We start from the raw sequence: 23,151 nt of genomic DNA on the forward strand, positions 1-23,151 counted from the left end.
GAATGCATCAGACGTCTGATGTCTGATGCTTGATAGCGTGGGAACGTAGTCGGGCAAGGGAGAGGGGTCAAGAGGTGGCGGTGGGACAAAGGGCGATTCAGCGGACTGTGTCCGAACCGAGAGCGGTGCGCCAGCCGTTGCGACAGGAGGTGGTGGACGGCATTAAATCGTACATTTTGCGCAACGAGCTACGTCCTGGCGACCCGTTGCCGACCGAGCCCGCGCTGTGCGAGGCCCTCGGGGCCAGCCGCTCCAGTGTGCGGGAGGCCATCAGGATCCTCACCGCCCTCGACATCGTCGAGGTGCGGCACGGTCACGGCACCTATGTGGGCAGGCTGAGCCTGTCCGCCCTGGTGGAGAGCCTCACCTTCCGCGGTCTGCTCAGCCCGGACGACGACTTCCAGGTGATGGACGACCTGATCGAGGTCCGCGAGCTGTTCGAGCGGGGGATGGCGCAACAACTCGTCGAGGCGCTCAGCGAGGAGCAGATCGACCGGCTGGAAGCGCTCGTCGACGACATGCGCCGGGCCGGCGCCGGCGAGGGGCACGGCTTCGTGGAGGCCGACCGCGCCTTCCACACGCTGCTCCTGGCCCCCCTCGGCAACGCCCTCATCGGGCAGCTCTCCACGGCGTTCTGGGACGTCTACGTCATCGTCGCGCCGCACCTGGACGTCTTCACGCACGAACACGAGGCGGCCACCATCGCCAACCACCAGCGGATCGTGGACGCCGTGCGCGACCGCGACCCCGCCGAGTTCGAGGCGGCCCTGAGCGAGCACTACGAGCCGGTCCGGCAGCGCATCGCGGAGGCCCGGGCGCGTCGCTGACCCCGGTCCTTCCACGGCGGAGGCAGCCCCGGCGGCGGGGCTGCCTCCGCCGTGTCGTGCCGGGTCGCCGTCCGTCCGCGGGGGAGCGGGCCCGTACGACGAGGTACTTGACGGTCGCCCGTCACGGTCCTTAGGGTCCCAGGACAGCAGACATCAGACGTCTGCTCTTAGTTCCCGTCACTGCGCTGCGCCGCGCGCACGCCTCACCCACCGGGGCCCCCTCCATGCCACTCACGGACCTGACCCTTGCCGAGTGCCTCGCACTCCGCCCCGACCTCGACGAACCCGCCGACCTCGACGCGTTCTGGGACCGGACCCTGCGGACGGCGCGCGCGGCCGGCGGAACCCCGAGCTTCGTCCGCGAGGACACGGGTCTGACCCAGGTGACCACCTACGACGTGACCGTGCCCGGCTTCGCGGGCGAACCCGTGCGGGGCTGGCTGCACCTGCCGGCCGGGGCCGAGGGCCCGCTCGGCTGCGTCGTGGAGTTCCTCGGCTACGGACGCGGCCGCGGACTGCCGCACGAGCAGCTGATCTGGGCGAACGCCGGCTACGCCCACTTCATCATGGACACCCGCGGCCAGGGCTGGTCCACCGCGGGCGGCGACACCCCCGACACCGTGTCCCTCAACGGCGACGTCCCCGGCTTCCTCACCCGGGGCGTGGACAGCCCGGAGAACCACTACTACCGTCGCGTCTACACCGACGCCGTGCTCTTCACCGAGGCCGCCCGCGCCCACCCGGCCGTCGACCCGGACCGGGTCGTCGTCACCGGGCACAGCCAGGGCGGCGGGATCTCGCTCGCCGTCGCCGGACTCCTCCCCGGCCTGGCGGGCGTCATGCCCGACACCCCGTTCCTGTGCGACATCCGCCGCGGGGCACTCGTCGCCGGCGCGCCGCCCTACACCGAGATCGCGGAGTACCTCAGCCTCCACCGCGACCGCGTCGAGACCGTCTTCACCACCCTGTCCTACGTCGACGCGGCCGTGCTGGCCTCCCGCGCCACCGCCCCGACGCTCTTCTCCATCGCCATGATGGACCCCGTCTGCCCGCCCTCCACCTGCTTCGCCGCCTACCACCGCTACGGCGGCGCCAAGGACCTGCGGGTCTACGAGTTCAACGGGCACGAGGGCGGCGCCGCCCATCACCGGCGCGAACAACTCCTCTGGCTCCGGGACCTGTTCGCCCTACCCCGGCTCGCGGGCCCCGGTATCTCCACCCTGCACGACCCCCAGCTCGCCTGACCCCCTCAGAGAAGAGGCACGTTCATGCAGCGTAGAGTCACCCTCGCCGCCACCACCGCGGGCGCGGCCCTGGCCCTGCTGATCACCGGCGCCCCCGCCGCGCACACCGCCGACGCGCAGGCCGCGGCCTTCGCCCCCGGCACCCTCACCTCGCAGGACATCGCCACCGCCGGCACCGGCTCCCCCTACTACCGCATCCCCGCCCTGACCCGGACCACCAAGGGCACCCTGATCGCGGCCTACGACGCCCGCCCCACCCTCGGCGACCTGCCCAGCAACATCGGCGTGGTGATCCGGCGGAGCACCGACAACGGCGCCACCTGGCAGGCCCAGCAGGTCGTGCGCAAGGAGGCCGCGCCCAAGGGCAACGGCGACCCCAGCCTGCTCGTCGACCGGAAGACCGGGCGGATCTTCGCCTTCTACTCCTCGACCGTGAACCAGGGCTACTTCGGCTCGGCGACCGGCAACGACGAGAACGACCCCGACGTCCAGCAGGTCGACTACAGCTACTCCGACGACGACGGCCTGACCTGGAAGCACGAGCGGATCACCGCCGAGGTCAAGAACCCGGCCTGGGGCGGCATGTTCGCGGCCTCCGGCGAGGGCATCCAGCTCCGCCACGGCCAGTACGCGGGCCGCCTCATCCAGCAGTTCGCCGTCCGCTACAACGGCGGCAACTACGCCCTCAGCGTCTACAGCGACGACCACGGCGCCACCTGGAAGGCGGGCAACCTCGTCGGCCCCGGCGCCGACGAGAACAAGACCGTCGAGCTCTCCGACGGCCGCGTCATGCTCAACAGCCGCGCCGCGCCCTACCGCAAGGTGGCCTACTCCAGCGACGGCGGTGTCACCTACACCCCCTTCCAGCAGGACACCGAGCTGCCCGACCCCGCCAACAACGGCTCCATCATGCGCTTCGCACCGGACGTGCCCGCCAGCCACCCGCGGTCGAAGTGGCTGATGTTCAGCAACACGGCGACCACCAACAGCCGCAGCAACCTCACCGTCCGCCTCTCCTGCGACGACGGGCAGAACTGGCCGGTGCGCAAGACCGTCGAGGCCGGCTCGGCCGCCTACTCCACGCTCACCCCGCTCGGCAGCGGCACCGCGGGCAACGACCGCGTGGGCATGCTCTGGGAGCGCGCCAACTACCGGCACATCACCTACTCGTCCTTCGACCTCCAGTGGCTCGGCGGCGTCTGCGCCCCGGTCACCGTCACCCCGCCCGCCTCCCTGCCGGCCGGGAAGACCACCACCGTCACCGTGCGCGTCGTCAGCCAGAACGACGTCACCCTCCCCGGCGGAAAGGTCTCCCTGACCCTGCCGGCCGGCTGGAGCGCCCCCGAGGTCGACGTGCCCGCCCTCAACCCGGGCCAGGGCGCCAACATGAAGATCCCCGTCACCGTTCCCGCCGGCGCCACCGCCGGCAGCGTGAAGGCCACCGCGAAGTACACCGTCCGCGGCTGGCAGAACTCCTACGGCGACACGACGTTCACCGTCACCGCGCCGTAACACGGCCACGGGCCGCCGGGCGCCGGACACCCCGACGCCCGGCGGCCCGTTCCCACCGTTCCACCACTCGCAAGCCCAGGAGAACACTCATGTCCCCGTCCCAGCCCCTCCGCGGCGTCGTACCGCCCGTCTGCACCCCCCTGGATGCGTCGGGCGAGGTCGACACCGCCTCGCTCGCCCGGCACGTGGAGCATCTCGTCAGCGGGGGAGTGCACGGACTGTTCGCCCTGGGCTCCAGCAGCGAGGTCGCCTTCCTCACCGACCGGCAGCGCGAGACCGCGCTGCGGACCGTCGTCGAGACCGTCGCCGGCCGGGTCCCGGTGCTCGCCGGCGTCATCGACATGACCACGCCCCGCGTCCTCGTCCACGCCGAGGCCGCGCGCGAGGCCGGCGCCGACGCCCTGGTCGCGACCGCGCCCTTCTACGCCCGCACCCACCCGGCGGAGATCGCCCACCACTTCCGCACCCTGCGCGCGAGCGTCGACCTGCCGCTGTACGCCTACGACCTCCCGGTCTCCGTGCACAGCAAGCTCTCCGTCGCCCTGGTCCGCGAACTCGCCGAGGACGGCACGCTGGCCGGTCTGAAGGACAGCAGCGGTGACGAGGGCGGCCTGCGCCGGCTCGTCGTGGAACTCGGTGGACGCCACGGCCGCGCCGACGGCCCCGCCGCCGGCTTCAGCATCCTCACCGGCTCCGAACTCACCGTGGACGCCGCCCTGCTGGCCGGCGCCGACGGTGTCGTGCCGGGCCTGGGCAACGTGGATCCCGCGGGCTACGTGCGCCTCTACGACGCGGTGCGCGCCGGCGACTTCGACACCGCCGTCAAGGAGCAGGAGCGGCTCGTCGAGCTGTTCGGCATGGTCGACGCGGGCCCCGAGAGCGAGATGGGCCGCAACTCCTCCGCCATCGGCGCCTTCAAGCACGCGCTGCGCCTGCTCGGGGTGTTCGCCGAGGGCACCACCGCCGCACCGCAGATCCAGCTGAGCGAGGCATCGGTCGCACAGGTCGAGGAGCGGCTGCGCGGCGCCGGCCTCCTCCCGCCCCGATGACGGCACGGTTCCCGGACGGCGCCCCGGTGATCGGCCTCGACCTGGGCGGCACGAAGATCGCCGCCGCCCTGGTCGCGGCCGACGGCGCCGTCCTGGCCCGGCACACCCTGCCCACCCCGGCGACGGCGGGGGCGGAGGCGGTGCTCGACGCGCTGGCCCAGGAGGTCCGCGCGGTGTGGGCGCCGGGCGCCGCCGCGATCGGCGTCGCCGCCGCCGGAGTCATCGACCCGGTGACCGGAACCGTCACCAGCGCCACCGACACGATCCGCGGCTGGGCCGGCACCGCCCTGGCCTCCGGCCTCGCCGCCCGCACCGGCCTCCCCGTCGCCTGCGACAACGACGTCCGCGCCACGGCGGCGACGGAACTGACCGGCGCCCCCGGCCGGAACGACACGATGGTCTACGCCGCCGTCGGCACCGGAGTGGGCGGCGCCGTCGCCGTGGACGGCCGCATGCTGCACGGGGCGGCCGGCATCGCCGGTCACCTCGGGCACCTGCCCAGCCCCGAGGCCGAGGGACTGCCCTGCACCTGCGGCGCCACCGGGCACCTGGAGGCGATCGCCGCCGGTCCGGCGATCACCGCCCACTACGCACGGATGAGCGGCCTGCCGGCCGACCGTCTGGAGAGCGTGGCCGCCCGTGCGCTCGGGGGCGATCCGCACGCCACGTCCGCCATCGTGCTCGGCGGCCGGGCCGTCGGCCGGGCCCTGGGCGGCCTCGCCAACGCGCTGGGCGCCGACCGCGTGGTCGTCGGCGGCGGGGTGCCCCGGATCGGCGCCCTGTACCTGGACGCCCTGAACACCGCGTTCACGGCCGAGCTGATGGCCCCCCTGCGGGGTCTGCGCCCCGTGCCGCCGCGCGGCGGACCCGACGCCGCGGTCCTCGGCGCCGCCGAGCTGACCCGCACCCTGCCCCTGCACCACCCCCGTACCTCCACCGGAGCCCCGCGATGACCCTGCCCCTGGCCGACGCCCTGAAGGGCCGACTGATCGTGTCCTGCCAGGCCCCGCCCGGCGACCCGATGCGGCACACCGACACCCTGGTCCGCATGACCCTCGCCGCCCGGGCGGGCGGCGCGGCGGCCGTACGGGTCAACGACCCGGAGGTCGTCGCCGCCACCGTCGCGGCCGTGGACCTGCCGGTGATCGGACTGTGGAAGGACGGCGACAGCGGCGTCTTCATCACGCCGACCGTGCGCCACGCGCTCTCCCTCGTGGAGGCCGGGGCCGCCGTCGTCGCCGCCGACGCCACCGCCCGGCCCCGCCCCGACGGCAGCACGTTCGCCGATCTCGTGAAGGCCGTGCACGAGGCGGGCGCCCTCGTCATGGCCGACGTGTCCACCTTCGACGAGGGCCGTGAGGCCGCCGCACAGGGCGCCGACTTCGTGGGGACGACCCTGTCCGGCTACGTGCCCGGTTCGCCCGTCCAGACCGCGCCGGACCTCGCCCTCGTCGCGGACCTGGCCGCCGCGATCACCGTGCCGGTGATCGCCGAGGGCCGCATCGCGACCCCCGGGCAGGCCGCCGCGGCGCTGGCGGCGGGCGCGCACAGCGTCGTCGTGGGCACCGCCATCACCGCGCCGACCGCGCTGACGGCGACGTTCGTGGCCGGTCTGGCGGGCGGGGAGGACGCGGCGAGCTGAAGGGAGGCCGCCGCCCCGGGCGGCAGCCTCCCCCGTACGTCCTACGAGCTGGGCGTTCCGTAGACGCCCAGCTCGTAGAGCGAGTAGCCCCACGTCGTCCTGCGCTCCACACCCTGCATGCGGACGTACCGCACGGCCTCGTCGCCGGGGAGGCGGACGACGTCCGTGCCGCAGGACTCCGGGCGCCGCGTGGACTCGGTCCGCCAGGTCACCCCGTCCACGGAGGTCCGCACGGCGTACTCCGTCGCGCAGGCGCTCTCCCAGGCCAGGGTCACCGCGGCGACCTTCGTCGGCTCGGCCAGCTCGATCTGCACCCAGGCGTCGTCCGCGTAACCGGAGGCCCAGCGGGTGTCCAGCCGCCCGTCGTTGACATGGCGGGCGGCCAGCCGGTCGAGGCCCTGCTCCACGCTGGAGGCGGAGGCCGTCCCCTCGGGGGCCAGGTTCCGCGCGCCGCCCGCGGAGTCCCACAGCCGCAGCCGCAGTTCGGCCTGGGTGAGGAAGGCGTCGAGCACGCCGTCGCCGACCTTGGGCCGGACCCCGCCCCACGCGTTGCGCGGCGGGTCGACCCGTACGGCGCGGGCCCGCTCCTGCAGGCCGGCCGACTCGGCCAGCAGCCGGTCGGAGGTCTCCCGGTCCCCGGCCTGCCGTGCCGCGAGCGCGTCGAGCATCCTGACCGTCGCCGTGCCCCACAGTCCGGTGGCGTCCAGCCAGGGCGCCGCGTCGACGGTGAAGCCCTGCTGCACCGCGCCGGAACGGATGGTGCCCGGCGCCCGTTCGATCGCCGCCGCGTACGGACGCAGCGCCCGGACCGCGCCGGTGCGGTCCCCCTCGTCCCACGCCGTCCAGAACGCCTCCACGCGGCGGGACAGCCCGGGAGCCTGGGGCTGCCACGGGGTGTCGCCGAAGGTCGGGGCCAGGTGCTGCAGGTCGGCGAAGACCAGCAGGGCCTCGGTGGCCGCCCGGTCGCCGCCGGCCAGGTAGGACAGGGCCTGGCGCCAGGTGCGGCCCGCGTCGTACGCGCGGTCGTTCCAGGCGAAGTCCGCGGTGCCGAAGACGGCGACCTTGCTGGCGTACGGCTGGTTCATGGGGTTGGCCACGACGCCGGAGAGGTGGTCGGAGAGGCCCGCCTCCCGCTTGTCGTAGGGCGCGAGCAGCAGACGCCCGCTGGTGTTGCCGAAGTCGTTGACCGGATAGTTGTCCCAGACGAACACCTTGCGGCCGAACACCTCCGAGGCCCGCTCGGCGTCCTCGTTCGTGATCCCGGTGGGCACGACGCCCACTCCGGTCCACATCACCTCGACCGCGGGGTCCAGGGTCTCCCGCAGGGCCCGCTTGTAGGCCGACTCCGCGTGGTTGTAGTACTCGGTGGGCACCATCTGCAGCGGCCACACGCCCTCGTGGGTGTCGACGAAGGTGCGCTGGACGTCGTTGAGCAGGTCGGCCTGCGCCTTCCCGGCGGCCCCGGTGCCGGGCGCGCCGTACGCGGCCCGGTCGGCCTCGCAGTTCCAGCGGCTGTGGTCGATGTCGTCGAGGGGGACGGAGAAGGCGCGGGTGCCCAGGTCGTACAGCGCCCGGAGCTTGTCCTTGAGCGCCTTGCGGTCGGCCGGGTCGGAGTAGCAGATCGACTGGCCGGGGGAGACCGCGAAGGTGAAGCGCACGTGGTTCACCGCGGCCCGGTCCACCAGCTCGCCCAGCTCCGCGAGCTTCTCCGCCGGGTAGGGGTCGCGCCACTTGTCCCGGTGGTAGGGGTCGTCCTTGGGCGCGTAGACGTAGGTGTTGGCCTTGACGTCCCCGTAGAAGTCCATCTGGTCGAGGCGTTCGGCGTGCGTCCAGGGCTGCCCGTAGAACCCCTCGATCGTGCCGCGCAGCGGCATCGACGGGAAGTCGCCGGCCTGGGCGCCGGCCACCTTCCAGCCGCCGCCGGAGCGGACGAACAGCTGACGCAGCGTCTGCACGGCGTAGAGCTGGCCGGATCCGTCCGTGCCGCCCAGGACGACCTGCGCTCCCCGCCCGGCCCGCGCGACGCGCAGGGCGTAGCCCTCCGCGCGGTCGGGGACGGCCGTGTCGCCGAGTCCTGACGCGATGTCGGGGCGGGTGGCCGGGCCGAGCCGCACGGTGAGCAGGCCGGCGGCGGCCCGGGGGACGTTCCCGGGAGCGACGAGGTCGACCCGGCCGGCGCCGTGCCGCTTCAGCTCGGCGACGAGACGGGCGCGGGCGTGGACGTCCGTCTCCGCGTCCGCCACGACGATCACCCTGCCCGTGACGGGGACGTCGGCCCCGACGCGGGACAGGGACTGGGGTACCGGAGTGACCGGCGGCAGCGGGGCGGCCGCGCGGGGGCCCGCCTCCACGGCTGTGGCCGAGGGCGCTCCGGCCGCCAGACCGCTTGCGAGCGCGAAGCACACGCCGAGCGTCGCCAGGGTTGTCGTGCGTCTTCCCACGAGACCTCCAGAGGTGGTACGGACCGGGAAATCGGCTGGTGCGCGGAGAGGGTGCCGTCCTTCGACGGTAGGACGTAAGACGTATGGGGTCTAGACCTCTTCGCGGCCCGGCTTCACGCCGGCCGACGGACGCCCGCGCACGGCGCCGAAGACGTCACCGGACGCCGTGGACGCGGGGGTGTTCCGGGCACCTCCGGGAGCGAGGAGAGAATGAGGCCATGGTGATGTGCAGGAAGTGCGGTGCGCAGAAGCGTCGTTGGCCTCGTTCCTGTTCCCGGTGCTCTTCCCGGCCGGACCGGGGGGACGTGGCCGCGGACGCTGCCGAGCTGGTCGTGGAGACAGGGCTGCTCGGGTGGATCGGGCGAGGAATCATGAGCGTCGTACGGGTGGTGCTGCGCGCGGTCGACTGACCGGCCCACCCTGACGTGTCGTGCCCCAGGCGTCCTGTCGCTGTCCGTCGGGGCGCCCGGCCGTCGCCACACCCGTCCCGGCCCGCACCCACGGCATCGTCCAGGTCCGTCCGGCCCGGCAAATCCCTCTCCCGGCGGGCCGCGCCTGCCAGGGGGCGGCGCCCCCTTCCGCGCCCCGCGCCACCGCCACGGAACAGTCCCGGGACCACCAGCACGTCGACCGCGACCACGCCCGCCACTGAAGGCCGGGACGGCCTGCCCCTTGCCGGCCGGGACCGGGGTCGGCACGGGCGCGCCGGGCGCCGGCTCGTGGTCGGTGCGTCGTCATCGCAGTGGCTCCTTCACTTCAGGCCGTCCCGGTGGGCGAGGACTCGAAGGAGCAGCGTGCAACCGACCCCCTTGTCCGCGATCTGACCGTGGCCGGCGCCGTGTGGTACGTGAACCGAGTTCCACCGTTCACTGCACAAGCCCTTCCGCGGCGCCCAACCCGGCGGGGTCCCGCCGTGCAGGAGGGGCACCCCGCCGGGTTGGCTCCACTCGGAGCAGCAGCACCCCTGCGGCTCCGATCACCCCGCCGCATCCGGCAAGCACCGGGGCCGTCTTGTGGCGCCCTCGGCCATGAGTGTTCCGTTCGCCCACGAACTGCAGAAGCAGCGTCACGAATGCGAGGACAGCCGAGACAGCAAGTACGGCGAAAGTGGCCACTGCAGCAACGGCGGCCCGTCTTGTACAGGACGCACGGCTCGGCCTCGGAACGGAAACCGCTCCGGGGCCGGACTCACCGTCAGCTGCTGGTCGGACAGGCAACGGCAGTTTTACCTGTTCTCAGTTCTTGCCTGACCACACCCGCAGCACGCACTGCCAGAGGAAAACAGCCAAGCTGATGACCCCAGCACGAGAGGAATCACGGTAGATGAGGAGAGACTGAGATCTCCCTGGGCACGGTGGGCAAGGAAATGGCCCAGCATTGCCACAGCCGTCAGCCCGGAACCGGCAAAAACCCATCGTTCTCCCGGAGGCGACGGGCTGGAACCACTCACTGGCCACTCCTCCGATGCTGTAGGCGAGGGCGGGTGTGGACGTCTCGTAGCCCACGACCGCCACCCGTGCAGAGGCTCCGCCAGCAAGCGGTGTCGTCAGCAGACCCACGGTTGACGCGGCAGCACCGCCGAGAGAGAAGATCCCCATGACGACGTTCTCCGCGCATGAGGCGAGGCCCGTAGGGTCCGTCCGGTTGACACAGTCCCCCTCAGCGTAGAGATAGGGGTTGGTTTCCTGCCCCGAGGGATCGGGCTGGGTGAAGCGGCCCAGGGCGGGGTCGTAGCAGCGGTGGCCCATCTTGTACAGGCCGGTCGGGTCGAGGTAGGCGCCCGCGTAGCGGTAGGGCTGGGGGACGGCCTCGGTGGTGGTGCCGCGGGGCAGGTCCGTCGGACCGTAGGCGTAGGTGTGGGTGCGCTTGCCGGTGTCGTCGGCGAGGCCGAGGACGTTGCCGGTGGCGTCGGTGAGGTCGTAGGAGGACTTCCCCCCGGTCGTCACGGAGTTCAGGGTGCCCGCCGGTTCACGGGTGTCCCGCTACCCTGCATGAGCTCATCAGCTTGGCTGTGCGTCGGGCGCACAGCCAAGCGATACCGTCAGCGACGGCGGCGGAAGATCACCCAGATCACCGCCATAGCGACTGCGGTGCCGACAAACGACCACTTGGTCAGTCCGTCGCTGTACGGCACCCACACGATGGCCGTGTGGAGCAAGAGCTCACCTGCCCGCGTAGCGGTAGGGCTGGGGGACGGCCTCGGTGGTGGTGCCGCGGGGCAGGCCGGTGGGGCCGTAGGCGTAGGTGTGGGTGCGCTTGCCGGTGTCGTCGGCGAGGCCGAGGACGTTGCCGGTGTCGTCGGTGAGGTAGTAGGAGGACTTCCCCTCAGTCGTCACGGAGTTCAGCGTGCCCGCCGGTTCGCGGATGAATCCGGTGTCGACGCCGTTCGTGGACGTGGAGGCCAGGCCGAGGGCCGTGTGGTGGAACCAGGTCGAGCCGAGCTTGGTGCGCTCGTGGTTGGTGGTGCCGGCGTGGACCAGGTCGTAGGTCGTGCCGCTCGCGGTGATGCCGGAGAGCTGGCTGTGGTCGGTCCAGGTCTCGCCCGTGCGGGGGTGTTCACGACGCCTTCCGCGCACCTGCTGAGTCGGCTTCCAGGGCGTAGGTGAGGCGGTCCTGGGAGTCGTAGGTGTAGGTGGTCGTGTACTTGGTGAGGTTGTCGGTGCGGGTACGGATCTTGGTGGTGTCCTTGCCCGCGGTGTTCTTGTAGCTGTAGGCGAGGCCGACGAAGGTCTGCGTGCCGGGGGTGGTCCTGATCTTCTCCGGGCGGCCGTTGTCGTCGATGGTGACCGACAGCGTGTTGCCGTTGGTGTCGTACGTGAAGGTGTCCTTGCGGCCGTTGGTGCCGGTCATGTCGCTGGGCAGGTCGGTGCCGGCGATCGTCTGGTACTGGGAGACCTGGGCGGTGGCGCCCGTCGGGAGCTTCTGGGAGACGGGGTTGTTGCGGTCGTCCCAGCCGTAGGTGGTGGTGTTGCCGCCGGTGCCGTCCGCACCCGTGCCCATCGCGTCGATCGCGGTCTGGGTGAGGTGGTTCTTGGAGGTGGCGTGGCGGGAGTGGCCGAGCGGGTCGGTGACCTTGGTGACCTCGCCGTCGGGATCGGTGACCGTCGTCGTGCCCGCATCCGCAGGGGTGGCGGCCGTCCGGGCCAGAGCAGGTGTCATCATGCCGCGGGCCGAGGGAGCGAAACCGTGGCAGCGGCAAGCCGCTCCGAAGAACGGTTCCCCCGTGCTGAGGCACACGTATGCGTCCCTCGTCGCCGACCATCACCCCCGACCACTACGCCCACTTCGCGCCGGAGGCGGGGAAGAAGGGGCGCAGGGCGATCGATAGCCTTCCGGGGGAGCGGGGGGAGGAGGCCGCCGGCGCACACTCCCCAGATTCTCCCAGGACCCGTCCTGAGTGCCCATCAGCCGGGCCGCGACACGTAAACAGCGAGGTGAGAGGCCCTATGTTCACCACCCGCCCCACCCTCCAGGGCACCTTCGGCATGGTGTCCTCCACCCACTGGCTGGCCTCCCAGTCCGCCATGGCCGTCCTCGAGGACGGCGGCAACGCCTACGACGCGGCCGTCGCCGGGGCCTTCGTCCTGCACGTCGTCGAACCCCACCTCAACGGCCCGGCCGGCGAGGTGCCGATGCTGCTCGCCCCGGCCGGCGGGGACGTGCGGGTGCTGTGCGGGCAGGGCGTCGCCCCGGCCGGGGCGACCGTCGCCCGCTACCGGGGGCTCGGGCTCGACCTCGTCCCCGGCACCGGACCGCTCGCCGCCGCCGTGCCCGGCGCCTTCGACGCCTGGATGCTCCTCCTGCGCGACCACGGCACCAAGTCCCTCGCCGACGTCCTGAAGTACGCCATCGGCTACGCCGAGGACGGCCACCCGCCCGTGGAGCGGGTCGGCGCGACGGTGGAGACCGTGCGCGAGCTGTTCGAGACGGAGTGGACCACCTCCGCCGAGGTCTACCTCCCCGGCGGACGCCCGCCCCGCCCCGGGGAGCTGTTCCGCAACCCCGCCCTCGCCGCCACCTGGAAGCGGCTGCTCGCCGAGGTCGCCGGCGCCGGCGGCCGGGAGGCGCAGATCGAGGCCGCCCGGGACGTGTGGCGCACCGGCTTCATCGCCGAGGCCCTGGTGCGGCAGGCCGCCCGCCCCACCCTGGACACCAGCGGCGGGCACCACACCGGCACCCTCACCGCCGAGGACCTCGCCGCCTGGTCCGCGACCTACGAGGACCCGGTGACGTACGACGTCGACGGCTGGACCGTGTGCAAGGCCGGACCCTGGAGCCAGGGCCCGGTGCTGCTCCAGCAACTCGCCCTGCTTCCCGACGAGTTGCCGCCGTACGGCTCCGGCGCCTACCTGCACCTGCTGATCGAGAACTGCAAGCTCGCCATGGCCGACCGCGAGGCCTGGTACGGCGACGCCGCCGAGGTGCCGGTCGACGACCTGCTGTCCGCCGCGTACAACGCCGAGCGGCGCACCCTGGTGGGCCCCCGCGCCTCCCACGACCTGCGCCCCGGCAGCCCCGGCGGCCGCACCCCCCGGCTCGCCGCCCACGCGTGCGTGGCGGCCGCCGACGGGCCCGGCTCCGGCCTGATGGGCGTCGGCGAGCCGACCGTCGCCAAGAGCCCCGCCTCCCCGGTGCCCGGCGAACCGGAGGTCTCCGCCGACGGCGGCACCCGCGGCGACACCTGCCACCTCGACGTCGTCGACCGCTGGGGCAACATGATCTCCGCCACGCCCAGCGGCGGCTGGCTCCAGTCCAACCCCGTCGTGCCCGAGCTGGGCTTCCCGCTCGGCACCCGGCTCCAGATGACCTGGCTGGAGGAGGGCCTGCCCAACAGCCTCACCCCGGGCCGCCGCCCCCGCACCACGCTCACCCCGTCCCTCGCCCTGCGCGACGGCGTGCCGGTCATGGCGTTCGGCACCCCCGGCGGGGACCAGCAGGACCAGTGGCAGCTGCACTTCTTCCTCGCCGTCGTCCTGCGCGCCGAGGTGCGCGGCGGACTCGACCTCCAGGGCGCCATCGACGCCCCGAACTGGCACAACGACAGCTTCCCCGGCTCCTTCTACCCCCGCGGCATGCGGCCCGGCAGCGTCACCGTCGAGTCCCGCACCGGTCCGGAGGTGATCGAGGAGCTGCGCCGCCGCGGCCACGACGTCACCGTCGGCGGCGCCTGGTCCGAGGGACGGCTGTGCGCGGTCGCGCGCGACCCGGACACCGGCGTGCTCTCCGCGGCCGCCAACCCGCGCGGCCGGCAGGGGTACGCGGTGGGCCGCTGAGCCCATGGCCCCGGGTGCGGGCAGCCCATTTCCGCGCCGCCCGCGCCCGAGACCGCCCCGGGCCGGGCAGGGGCTGTCGGTGGCGCGTGCTCTCATGGAGGAGTGATCGAGACCGACGCGACCATCGACGAGTTCCTCACCCGGCACGCCCACGACGTGGAGGCCGCGGTCCGCGAGGCCGCCGCGCGGGAGATCGTGCCGCGCTGGCGCCGCCTCGCCGCCCACGAGGTGGACCGCAAGAGCGGACCGCACGACCTGGTGACCGACGCCGACCGCGAGGCCGAGCGGTACCTGACGGCGGAGCTGCCCCGCCTGCTGCCCGGCTCCGTCGTGGTCGGCGAGGAGGGCGTGCACGCCGACCCGTCGTCGTACGAGGCGATACGGGAGGACGCGCCGGTCTGGATCGTCGACCCCGTCGACGGCACCCGCCAGTTCGTGCGCGGCGAGACCGGCTTCTGCACCCTGGTCGCCCTCGCCCTGGACGGAGTGGTGCACGCCTCCTGGACGTACGCCCCGGCCCGTGACCACCTGGCCACCGCCGTCCGCGGGCAGGGGGCCCGCCTCGACGGCGAGCCGCTGCGCTCCGGCTCCCCGGAGGCCGGCCGGGACCTCCGGGTCGCCACCTCGCACCCCGACTTCACCAGCGACGAGCAGAAGCGCGCCCTGCTCGGCCTGCGCACCGACGGCGTGGCCCCGCGCCCCTGCGGCTCGGCCGGTCTCGAGTATCTGGCGGTCGCCCGCGGCGAGCTGGACGCGACGGCGTTCAACTGGGAGCTGGCGTGGGACCACGCGGCCGGGGTGCTGCTCGTCGAGGAGGCGGGCGGCGCCCACCTCACCCGTGCGGGCAGGCCGTTCGCGATCCGCGGCGGCAACACGCTGCCGTTCACCGCGGCGCGGGACGAGGCCACCGCGCGCCGGGTGGTGGAGCTGCTGTCGCGGGCGGTCTGACCGTGCGGGACCCGGGACGGCGCGCGGGCCGGTGCGAGGCGGGCGACCGGACGCCCTCCGGGCCCGTGCACGGCCCGGCATATCCTGATCCCTCAGTGGCCGTCGGCTGACGAAGGAGTCCGAAGGTGCCGTCGATGCTCGATGCGGTCGTGGTGGGGGCGGGGCCGAACGGGCTGACCGCCGCCGTGGAGCTGGCCCGGCGCGGCTTCTCGGTGGCCCTCTTCGAGGCGAAGGGCACCGTCGGCGGCGGCGCCCGCACCGAGGAGCTGACCCTCCCCGGTTTCCGGCACGACCCCTGCTCCGCCGCCCACCCCCTCGCCGTCAGCTCGCCCGCCTTCCGCGGCCTGCCGCTGGAGCGGTACGGGCTCCGGTGGCTGCACCCCGAGCTGCCCATGGCCCACCCCTTCCCGGACGGCACGGCCGCCGTGCTGGCCCGCTCGGTCGGGGAGACGGCCGCCTCCTTCGGACCGCGCGACGCCGGCGCGTACCGGCGGCTCGTCACGCCCTTCCTGCACCGCTGGGACACCCTGGTCCGCGACGTCATGTCGCTGCCGCTGACCGCGCTGCCCCGCGACCCGGTCACCCTCGCCCGGTTCGGCCTCGTCGGCCTGCCGCCGTCGACCTGGCTGGCCCGCCGCTTCCGCGACGAGCGCGCCCGCACCCTCTTCGCCGGACTCGTCGCCCACGTGATGGCCCCGCTGGGCGGCTTCGCCACCTCGGCCGTGGGCCTGGTCTTCGCCCTCGCCGCGCACACCCGCGGCTGGCCCGTCGCCCGCGGCGGCTCCCAGGCGCTCTCCGACGCCCTCGCCGCACACCTGCGGGACCTGGGCGGCGCCGTGCACACCGACTACGAGGTCAAGCGGCTCGACGACCTGCCCCCGGCACGCGCGTACGTCTTCGACACCTCGCCCACCGCGCTGGCCCGCATCGCCGGCTTCGGCGAGCACTACGCCCGCTACCGCTACGGGCCCGGCGTCTTCAAGATCGACTACGCGCTGGACGGGCCCGTCCCGTGGACCGCCCCCGAGGCCCGCACCGCCGGGACCGTGCAGATCGGCGCGGACAGCGCGGAGATCGGCGCCGCCCTGCGCGCCGCCTCCCGGGAGGGCCGCGCCCCCGACGCGCCGTTCCTCATCACCGTGCAGCCCTCCGTCGTCGACCCCACCCGCGCCCCCGACGGCAAGCACGTCTTCTGGGCCTACGGACACGTCCCGCACGGCTGGACCGGCGACCTCACCGACGCGATCGAACGGCAACTGGAGCGCTTCGCCCCCGGCTTCCGCGACCGCGTCCTGGCCCGCGCCACCGCCGGCCCGCCCGAACTGGCCGCGCGCAACGCCAACTACGTCGGCGGCGACATCGCCACCGGAGCGGTCTCCGGACTCCAGGCGCTGCTGCGCCCCAAGCTGTCGCTGTTCCCGTACACGACACCGCACCCGGCCGTGTACATCTGCTCGCAGGCCACCCCGCCCGGCCCCGGCGTGCACGGCATGCCCGGCCACAACGCCGCCAAGGCGGTATGGAGGAGGCTCCGACAGACATGACCCCCGCTCCCACGCTCACCCTCGTTCAGGGCGACATCACCCGGCAGAGCGCCGACGCGATCGTCAACGCGGCCAACTCGTCCCTGCTCGGCGGGGGCGGCGTCGACGGCGCGATCCACCGCCGGGGCGGCCCGGAGATCCTCGCGGAATGCCGCGCCCTGCGCGCCTCCCGGTACGGCGGGGGGCTCCCGACGGGACAGGCCGCCGCCACGACCGCGGGCCGCCTGGACGCCCGCTGGGTGATCCACACCGTCGGCCCGGTGTACAGCGAGACCGAGGACCGCTCCGCCCTCCTCGCCTCCTGCTACCGGTCCTCCCTCCGCGTCGCCGACGACCTGGGCGCCCGTACGGTCGCGTTCCCCGCGATCTCCACGGGCGCCTACCGCTGGCCCCTGTCCGACGCGGCCCGCATCGCGGTGGAGGCGGTCCGCGCGGCGGACACGGCGGTCGAGCAGATCACCTTCGTCCTCTTCGACGAGCGGGCCCACGAGGCGTTCGCGGCGGCGGCCGCCTGACGCGGGGCCCGTCGGCCGGCACCGGCCGCGGGCGCGAGGGGCGCCGGGCGTCCGCCCCGGCCCTCAGATCTTCGGCGGGCGCCGGTCCGCCTCCGCCGCGTCGGCGACCGCCTCCGCCGCCGCCTGGGCCGCCCGTGCCGTGTCGTCGGCGGCCTTCGCCGCGGCCTCGTCGTCGACCGCGGGCTTCGCCCGGGTGGCCGGCGACGGGGGAAGCGACTCGCTGAACGCCTTCGACACGCCCTGCAGCGCCGTCGTGATCTCGCTGGGGATCATCCAGAAGTTGTTGCCCTGCCCCTGCGCGAGCTGGGGCAGCGCCTGCAGGTACTGGTAGGCGAGCAGCTTGGGGTCCGGGTCGTTGCGGTGGATCGCCTGGAACACCTCGTCGATGGCGCGCGACTGACCCTCGGCCTCCAGGACCGCGGCGGTCCGGTTGCCCTCCGCGCGCAGCACCGCCGCCTGCTTGTCGCCCTCCGCCGTGAGGATCTGCGACTGGCGCTGCCCCTCGGCGCCCAGGATCGCCGCCCGCTTGTCCCGCTCGGCGCGCATCTGCTTCTGCATGGCCTCCTTGATGGACTGCGGCGGGTCGATGGCCTTGATCTCCACCCGGTTGACCCGCAGCCCCCACTTGCCGGTCGCCTCGTCCAGCACCCCGCGCAGCTGGCTGTTGATGGTGTCCCGCGAGGTGAGCGTCTTCTCCAGGTCCATGGACCCGACCACGTTGCGCAGCGTGGTGACGGTCAGCTGCTCCACCGCCTGGAGGAAGTCGGCGATCTCGTAGAAGGCCGCGCGCGGGTCGGTGACCTGGAAGTACAGCACGGTGTCGATCTCGACGACCAGGTTGTCCTCGGTGATGACCGGCTGCGGCCTGAAGGAGACGACCTGTTCCCGCAGGTCGATCTGCGGGTGCACCCGGTCGATGTACGGGATGACGAGGTTGAGCCCTGGGGTCAGGGTCTTGTGGTAGCGGCCCAGCCGCTCCACGTTGCGAGCGCGCGCCTGGGGCACGATGCGCACCGCTCGGATCACCGTGAAGATCGCGATCAGCGCGATCAGCAGGCCGGCGACGAGGGAGGCGGAGATGTCCATGGCTTCAGTCCCGTGGGTAGACGATCGCGGTGGCGCCACTGATCTCGATGACGTCGACGGTCGCCCCGGGCGAGATCACCAGCGTTTCGTCGTAACTGCGGGCCGTCCACTCCTCGCCGTCGATACGGACCCTGCCGCCGGTGCCCGACACGGCCGTCAGCACCTGCGCGGGCTTGCCCACCAGCGCGTCCACGCCGAAGCGCGGACCCTGCGGACGCACCATGTGGCGCAGGGCGAGGGGGCGCACGAAGACCAGCGTGACGGAGGCGAGGACGGCGTACGCGACGAGCTGGACCCCGAGCGGCAGGCCGGCCGCCGCGACTCCCGCCGTGACCAGCGCGGCCACGCTCAGCATGCCGAGGGCGGCGGTGAGGGTGAAGATCTCCGCCACGGCCAGGACGGCCGCGACGATCAGCCAGATCAGCCAGGAGTCCATGTCGCGCCTCTTCTCACCCGGGGTGGAGGGCTTCGGCCGGCGCCGGCCGGCACGCGGAGGGACCGGCACCTTTGCTCCCACTTTACCCAGTGGCGGCCCGGGTGCCGAGGTCCGTGCACCGAGCATTCCCGCCGTACATGTCCGGCACGCCTCCAATTGGGTGATGACCCTTATGGCGCCGGACCGCCCTGTCGGGCGAGGGTTCGAACGGCCCCCTTGATCCCGTTGACGCCGGTGCCCGCCGGGCGTGTATGTGCGCCTGTCCCGCCCCGCCCGGTGTGATCGTGATGCACAGCGTCGTCGGAGGGGCCGGGACACCGGCGACGGACGGACGGCCGAGGACGGTACGAGGAACTGATCGATGACCTTGCCCGAGCTGTACGTGACGCTGCTCATCGCGGGCACGGTGCTGCTGGCCAGCATCGCCGCCGCCCGCACCGCGCACCGGGTGGGTCTGCCCAGTCTGCTGCTGTTCCTCGCGGTGGGGATCGTGGCCGGCGAGGACGGTCTCGGCCTGCGGTTCGACGACGCCCAGCTCGCCCAGGCGCTCGGCACCGCCGCCCTGGCCGTCATTCTCGTGGAAGGTGGTCTGACCACCCAGTGGAGCGACGTCCGGAGGCTGGTCGCGCCCGCCGGCGTGCTGGCCACCGTGGGGGTGTTCCTCTCCGTCCTGGTCACCGCCGCGGGCGCGCACTGGCTGCTCGGCCTGGACTGGAACGTGGCGCTGCTGCTCGGCGCGATCGTCTCCTCGACCGACTCCGCCGCCGTCTTCTCCGTGCTGCGGGCGCTGCCCCTGCCCCGCAGACTGACCGGGCTGGTGGAGGCCGAGTCCGGCTTCAACGACGCGCCCACCATCATCCTGGTACTGGTCTTCTCCACCACCACCTCCGACGCCCCGGCGATCGGGGCCCTCTTCGGCAACCTGCTGTTCCAGCTGGCGGCCGGCGGCCTGCTCGGCGTGCTGACCGGGCTCCTGGGCGCCGTCGCGCTGCGTCACATCGCGCTGCCCGCCACGGGCCTCTACCCCCTGGCCACGGTCGGCTTCGGCATCATCGCCTTCGCCGCCGCCGGCGCGGTCGGCGCGAGCGGCATCATCGCCGCCTACCTGTCCGGTCTGGTCCTCGGCAACTCCCAGCTGCCGCACCGTGCCGCCACCCGGTCCTTCGCCGAGGGCGCCGGCTGGCTGGCCCAGATCGGCCTGTTCGTCATGCTCGGCCTGCTCGTCGACCCCAGCGAGCTGTCCGGCGCGATACTGCCGGCCCTCGTCGTCGGCCTGGTGCTGCTGCTGGCCGCCCGGCCCGTCTCCGTGCTGCTCTGCCTGCTGCCGTTCCGGATCCCCCTGCGGCAGCAGGCGTTCATCTCCTGGGCGGGCCTGCGCGGCGCGGTCCCCATCGTGCTCACCACCTTCCCGGTGGTGGAGGAGGTGCCGCACGCCCGCGAGATCCTCAACATCGTGTTCGTGCTGGTGGCCCTGTTCACCCTGCTCCAGGGCCCCACGCTGCCCGCCGTCGCCCGCCGCCTGGGCCTGGTGCGCACCGACGCGCTGCGCGAGATCCAGGTGGAGGCCGCGCCGCTCGACGTCCTGGACGCCGACCTGCTCACGGTGAGCATCCCGGAGGGCTCCCGGCTGCACGGCGTGGCCGTCTTCGAACTGCGGCTGCCGCACCCGACCGTCGTCACCCTGATCGTCCGCGACGGCGCCACGGTGGTGCCGGACCGCGACACCGTGCTGCGCGCCGGCGACGAACTCCTGCTCATCGCCACCCCGGAGACCCGCGAGGACACCGAACGCCGGCTGCGGGCCATCGGCCGCCGCGGCAAGCTCGCCCGCTGGCTGGGCGAACACGGCACGCCGGAACCGGAAGGCACCCCCACGGGCCGCTGACGGCGCGCCGGCCGGTCGCGATCGCCTCCTCCCGGCCGGTGGCACTCGCGGAAGGCGGACATGCCCGTGCGCCTGGACCGACGGCCGGTACCCGTAGGTCCCGCGTACCGCGTTCCCGCATGCCGTGTCCCCGCCCCTCCCGCACACTCGTCCGTCGTTCGGGCGGCGCGAAGCCCCTCGTCCATCGGGCAAAGGGGGACACGGGCGACGCGGCCCCGTGGGGTTTCGCCCGCAGCACCGGGTCCAACGACCTCTTCCGCCGGTGCGCGGACGTCTCCCGTCACGAAGGGCACGCTGAGCCCGCCGGAGAAGGGGAGGCGGTCCGGAACGGCGTGCGCGGGGCCGGGCGCCTCGGGGTGCCGGCCGGGCGGTCCGGGAATGTGCCGTCCCGCCCGGCAGGACAGGCGCCGGGCGGGACCCGCGGACAGCGCGGCGGTGGGGTGGACCGGCGCGGACAGCGGCCTCTCAGTGCGCCGCGGTCGGCTCCCGGTCGTCGACCCGCAGCTCGGGCGCGGGCCGGCGCAGGCCCTTGGTGAGGACGACGAGGTAGACGACGCCGATGGCCATCCAGCCGAGTCCCAGCTTGGTCGCGGTGGCGTCGAGCTGGGTGAGCAGGTAGACGTCGACGGCGGCGCCGGCCAGGGGCAGGAGCACGAAGCCGAACAGCGAGGGGCGGCTGCCCGAGCGCCATTGCCGTACGGCGTAGGCGATGACGCAGACGTTGACCACGGTGAAGCCGAGGAAGGCGCCGAAGTTGATGAACGAGGTGGCGTCGGCCAGGGTCAGGGTCGTCGCCAGGAGTGCGACCGCGGCCACGATGAGGACGTTCGGCACCGGAGTGAGCAGCTTGCCGTGCAGGCGTCCGAAGACGGGCCGGGGGAGGACGTTGTCACGGCCCATGACGAACATCAGCCGGCTGGTGCTGGCCTGGATGGCCACGCAGGAGGCGAAGCCGCCGAGCATGGTGATGGTGTTCGCGACGTCGGCGAAGCCCTGGCCGCCGACGAGGGCGGAGACGGCGTAGCCGGCCGAGGACTCGTCGGCGAAGGCGCCGCCGGGGTGGGCCCACTGCATCGCGAAGGAGAGCGCCACGAAGACCACACCTCCTGCGAGCACGGTGAGCACGATGCCCCGCGGGATGGTCCGCTGCGGGTCCCGGGCCTCCTCGCTGAGCGTGCTGACGGCGTCGAAGCCGAGGAAGGCGTAGGCGGCGACGGCCGCGGCCGCGGTGACGGCGGAGACGCTGGTGGCGCCGTTCCAGAGCGCGTCGCCGGCCGCCGCGGTCCCGCCGTGGCCGAGGCCGTGGCGGACGCAGAGCACGAGAAGGACCAGCAGGCAGCCGGTGACGGCGATCAGCAGGGTCTTGTTGACCTTGTCGGCCACCTTGAGGCCGATGACGTTGACGGCGGTGGCGAACGCGATGTTGATCACCAGCCAGAGCCACTGCGGCACCGACGGGTACTGCGCGTGCAGGTAGATCGACTGCACCAGGAAGGCCACCATGGGCAGGAACAGGTAGTCCAGGAGCATGGCCCAGCCGGCCAGGAAGCCGAACCGTGAGTCGAGCATGCGCCGTGCGTAGGTGTAGACGGAACCCGAGGACGGGACGATCCGGGCCATCCTGGCGTAGCTGAGGCCGGTCAGCAGCATCGCCCCGGTGGCGACGAGGTAGGCGGTGGGGGCGGCGCCCTCGCTGGTGGCGGCGATGACGCCGAAGGTCGAGGTGACGACGGCCGGGGCCATGTAGGCGAGGCCGAACAGGACGATGGAGAGGAGGCCGAGGTCGCCTCTCATCCGGGTGGGCTGACCGGTCATGGCGTGCTCTCTGCGGGGGAGGGGGCGGAGCCGGGGCGGGTGCGGCCGCTCCAGGTGGCGGGGTCGATGCGGCCCTGGTAGAGGGGCAGGGCGAGCGGCCTGTCGTCGGGCCGGAACTGCTGCCAGGGGCGGTTCAGGGCCGCGGTGCCGAACTGCTGGATGTTGCCGACCTCGTCGAGGTCGATGACGTCGGTGAGGGTCGTGTCACCGTCGGCCGGGGCCTGCGAGCGGACGGTGCCGGAGGGGTCGACCAGCAGACTGCGTCCGGTGCCCACGGGGGCGGCGCAGTTGACGCTGGCGGTGAACACCTGGTTGACGATGGAGTTGGCCCGGGCGAGGACGATCTCCTGGGCCCGGTCGCTGGTACCGGTCTCGACGAAGTTGAGCACCAGCTCCGCCCCCATCCACGCGAGGTGGCGCGTGGTCTCGGGGAACCAGGCGTCGTAGCAGATCGACAGTCCGACGCGGCCGACGCCGGGCATCTCGAAGACGGTGAACTCACCGCCCGGGGCCGTGGGCTCGTAGGGCCGCCAGGGAAAGATCTTGCGGTAGGAGGCGACCCGTTCACCGCGCGGGGAGTACACCGCCGCGGTGTTGTGGACACGGCCGTCGTCGCCGCGCTCGTAGACGCTGCCCGGGGCCAGCCACACCCCGAGGTCCCCGGCGATCTGCGCGAGCGCGGCGTCACGGGGGCCGTCCAGCGGCTCGGCGGTGGCCTTCGGCAGGTCCGCGGGGAGCAGGCCGGAGCCGTCCGGCGCGCCGCACAGGTGCAGTTCGGGGTAGACCACCAACGGCTGCGCGGGCAGGCCCCGGACGCGCCGGGCGACGTCGGCGGCGAAACCGTCCAGGTCACCGGCGGGACGCCGGGGGGCCTGAGCCAGGGCAAGGGGAAGAGGACGCGACATGGAACACCAAGTGTGTGGGTCGGGACACA

The 23,151-nt window shown here is 73.4% G+C and carries 19 protein-coding genes; 11 read left to right on the forward strand and 8 right to left on the reverse strand.

Features of this window, described 5'->3' with window-relative positions:
- Positions 1-74 precede the first annotated feature (74 nt).
- The 6 genes from ACWH4W_RS16980 to ACWH4W_RS17005 all read left to right on the forward strand — a co-directional run bounded on the left by ACWH4W_RS16980 (position 75) and on the right by ACWH4W_RS17005 (position 6,274).
- Positions 75-827: a FadR/GntR family transcriptional regulator gene (locus ACWH4W_RS16980; RefSeq protein ID WP_473076563.1), complete on the forward strand. Its 753-nt coding sequence runs from the start codon at positions 75-77 to the stop codon at positions 825-827.
- A gap of 224 nt (positions 828-1,051) precedes the next feature.
- Entirely contained in the window at positions 1,052-2,071 is a 1,020-nt protein-coding gene (locus ACWH4W_RS16985; RefSeq protein WP_473076564.1) for an acetylxylan esterase, read from the forward strand.
- A 24-nt stretch (positions 2,072-2,095) separates the two neighbouring features.
- Complete coding sequence (locus ACWH4W_RS16990; protein WP_473076565.1) at positions 2,096-3,583, forward strand: exo-alpha-sialidase; 1,488 nt, start codon at positions 2,096-2,098, stop codon at positions 3,581-3,583.
- An 89-nt stretch (positions 3,584-3,672) separates the two neighbouring features.
- The gene (locus tag ACWH4W_RS16995; RefSeq protein ID WP_473076566.1) at positions 3,673-4,632 is read left to right on the forward strand and encodes a dihydrodipicolinate synthase family protein; all 960 of its coding nucleotides are present in this window, start codon (positions 3,673-3,675) and stop codon (positions 4,630-4,632) included.
- A complete protein-coding gene (locus ACWH4W_RS17000) occupies positions 4,629-5,585 on the forward strand; it encodes an ROK family protein (protein ID WP_473076567.1) in 957 nt (318 codons plus the stop codon). Before ACWH4W_RS16995 ends, ACWH4W_RS17000 begins: the two co-directional genes overlap by 4 nt.
- Positions 5,582-6,274 carry an N-acetylmannosamine-6-phosphate 2-epimerase gene (locus tag ACWH4W_RS17005; protein WP_473076568.1) on the forward strand — a complete coding sequence of 231 codons (693 nt, stop codon included), beginning with the start codon at positions 5,582-5,584 and terminating at the stop codon, positions 6,272-6,274. Before ACWH4W_RS17000 ends, ACWH4W_RS17005 begins: the two co-directional genes overlap by 4 nt.
- A 41-nt stretch (positions 6,275-6,315) precedes the next feature.
- Here the strand turns inward: ACWH4W_RS17005 and ACWH4W_RS17010 are convergent, their stop codons facing one another.
- The 4 genes from ACWH4W_RS17010 to ACWH4W_RS17025 all read right to left on the reverse strand — a co-directional run bounded on the left by ACWH4W_RS17010 (position 6,316) and on the right by ACWH4W_RS17025 (position 11,877).
- Entirely contained in the window at positions 6,316-8,715 is a 2,400-nt protein-coding gene (locus tag ACWH4W_RS17010) for a glycoside hydrolase family 84 protein (protein WP_473076569.1), read from the reverse strand.
- A 1,235-nt stretch (positions 8,716-9,950) separates the two neighbouring features.
- On the reverse strand, positions 9,951-10,661 hold the full coding sequence (locus ACWH4W_RS17015) for an RHS repeat-associated core domain-containing protein (RefSeq protein ID WP_473076570.1): 711 nt from the start codon (positions 10,659-10,661) through the stop codon (positions 9,951-9,953).
- A 216-nt stretch (positions 10,662-10,877) separates the two neighbouring features.
- Positions 10,878-11,291: a hypothetical protein gene (locus ACWH4W_RS17020; protein ID WP_473076571.1), complete on the reverse strand. Its 414-nt coding sequence runs from the start codon at positions 11,289-11,291 to the stop codon at positions 10,878-10,880.
- On the reverse strand, positions 11,272-11,877 hold the full coding sequence (locus ACWH4W_RS17025; RefSeq protein ID WP_473076572.1) for a hypothetical protein: 606 nt from the start codon (positions 11,875-11,877) through the stop codon (positions 11,272-11,274). The genes ACWH4W_RS17020 and ACWH4W_RS17025 overlap by 20 nt, the downstream gene beginning before the upstream one ends.
- A gap of 284 nt (positions 11,878-12,161) precedes the next feature.
- Here ACWH4W_RS17025 and ACWH4W_RS17030 point away from each other — a divergent pair, with 284 nt between their 5' ends.
- The 4 genes from ACWH4W_RS17030 (at position 12,162) to ACWH4W_RS17045 (ending at position 16,995) form a co-directional block, all read left to right on the forward strand.
- On the forward strand, positions 12,162-13,988 hold the full coding sequence (locus ACWH4W_RS17030) for a gamma-glutamyltransferase family protein (protein WP_473076573.1): 1,827 nt from the start codon (positions 12,162-12,164) through the stop codon (positions 13,986-13,988).
- Positions 13,989-14,090: 102 nt separating this feature from the next.
- Positions 14,091-14,936 carry an inositol monophosphatase family protein gene (locus tag ACWH4W_RS17035; RefSeq protein ID WP_473076574.1) on the forward strand — a complete coding sequence of 282 codons (846 nt, stop codon included), beginning with the start codon at positions 14,091-14,093 and terminating at the stop codon, positions 14,934-14,936.
- Between the two features lie 134 nt (positions 14,937-15,070).
- Complete coding sequence (locus tag ACWH4W_RS17040; protein ID WP_473076575.1) at positions 15,071-16,480, forward strand: phytoene desaturase family protein; 1,410 nt, start codon at positions 15,071-15,073, stop codon at positions 16,478-16,480.
- Positions 16,477-16,995, forward strand: a complete 519-nt coding sequence (locus ACWH4W_RS17045; protein ID WP_473076576.1) for an O-acetyl-ADP-ribose deacetylase — start codon at positions 16,477-16,479, stop codon at positions 16,993-16,995. Before ACWH4W_RS17040 ends, ACWH4W_RS17045 begins: the two co-directional genes overlap by 4 nt.
- A gap of 63 nt (positions 16,996-17,058) precedes the next feature.
- Here the strand turns inward: ACWH4W_RS17045 and ACWH4W_RS17050 are convergent, their stop codons facing one another.
- Together ACWH4W_RS17050 and ACWH4W_RS17055 are read right to left on the reverse strand one after the other, a co-directional pair.
- Positions 17,059-18,081: an SPFH domain-containing protein gene (locus ACWH4W_RS17050; RefSeq protein ID WP_473076577.1), complete on the reverse strand. Its 1,023-nt coding sequence runs from the start codon at positions 18,079-18,081 to the stop codon at positions 17,059-17,061.
- Positions 18,082-18,085: 4 nt separating this feature from the next.
- On the reverse strand, positions 18,086-18,517 hold the full coding sequence (locus ACWH4W_RS17055; RefSeq protein WP_473076578.1) for an NfeD family protein: 432 nt from the start codon (positions 18,515-18,517) through the stop codon (positions 18,086-18,088).
- Between the two features lie 361 nt (positions 18,518-18,878).
- On the opposite strand from ACWH4W_RS17055, the gene ACWH4W_RS17060 reads away from it, so the two are divergent.
- Entirely contained in the window at positions 18,879-20,402 is a 1,524-nt protein-coding gene (locus ACWH4W_RS17060) for a potassium/proton antiporter (protein WP_473076579.1), read from the forward strand.
- Between the two features lie 465 nt (positions 20,403-20,867).
- On the opposite strand, the gene ACWH4W_RS17065 is transcribed toward ACWH4W_RS17060, so the two are convergent.
- Together ACWH4W_RS17065 and ACWH4W_RS17070 are read right to left on the reverse strand one after the other, a co-directional pair.
- Complete coding sequence (locus ACWH4W_RS17065) at positions 20,868-22,217, reverse strand: APC family permease (RefSeq protein WP_473076580.1); 1,350 nt, start codon at positions 22,215-22,217, stop codon at positions 20,868-20,870.
- Entirely contained in the window at positions 22,214-23,122 is a 909-nt protein-coding gene (locus tag ACWH4W_RS17070) for a carbon-nitrogen hydrolase family protein (RefSeq protein ID WP_473076581.1), read from the reverse strand. The genes ACWH4W_RS17065 and ACWH4W_RS17070 overlap by 4 nt, the downstream gene beginning before the upstream one ends.
- Between the last annotated feature and the right edge of the window lie 29 nt (positions 23,123-23,151).

This window comes from Streptomyces sp. DSM 120436 (assembly GCF_055778765.1).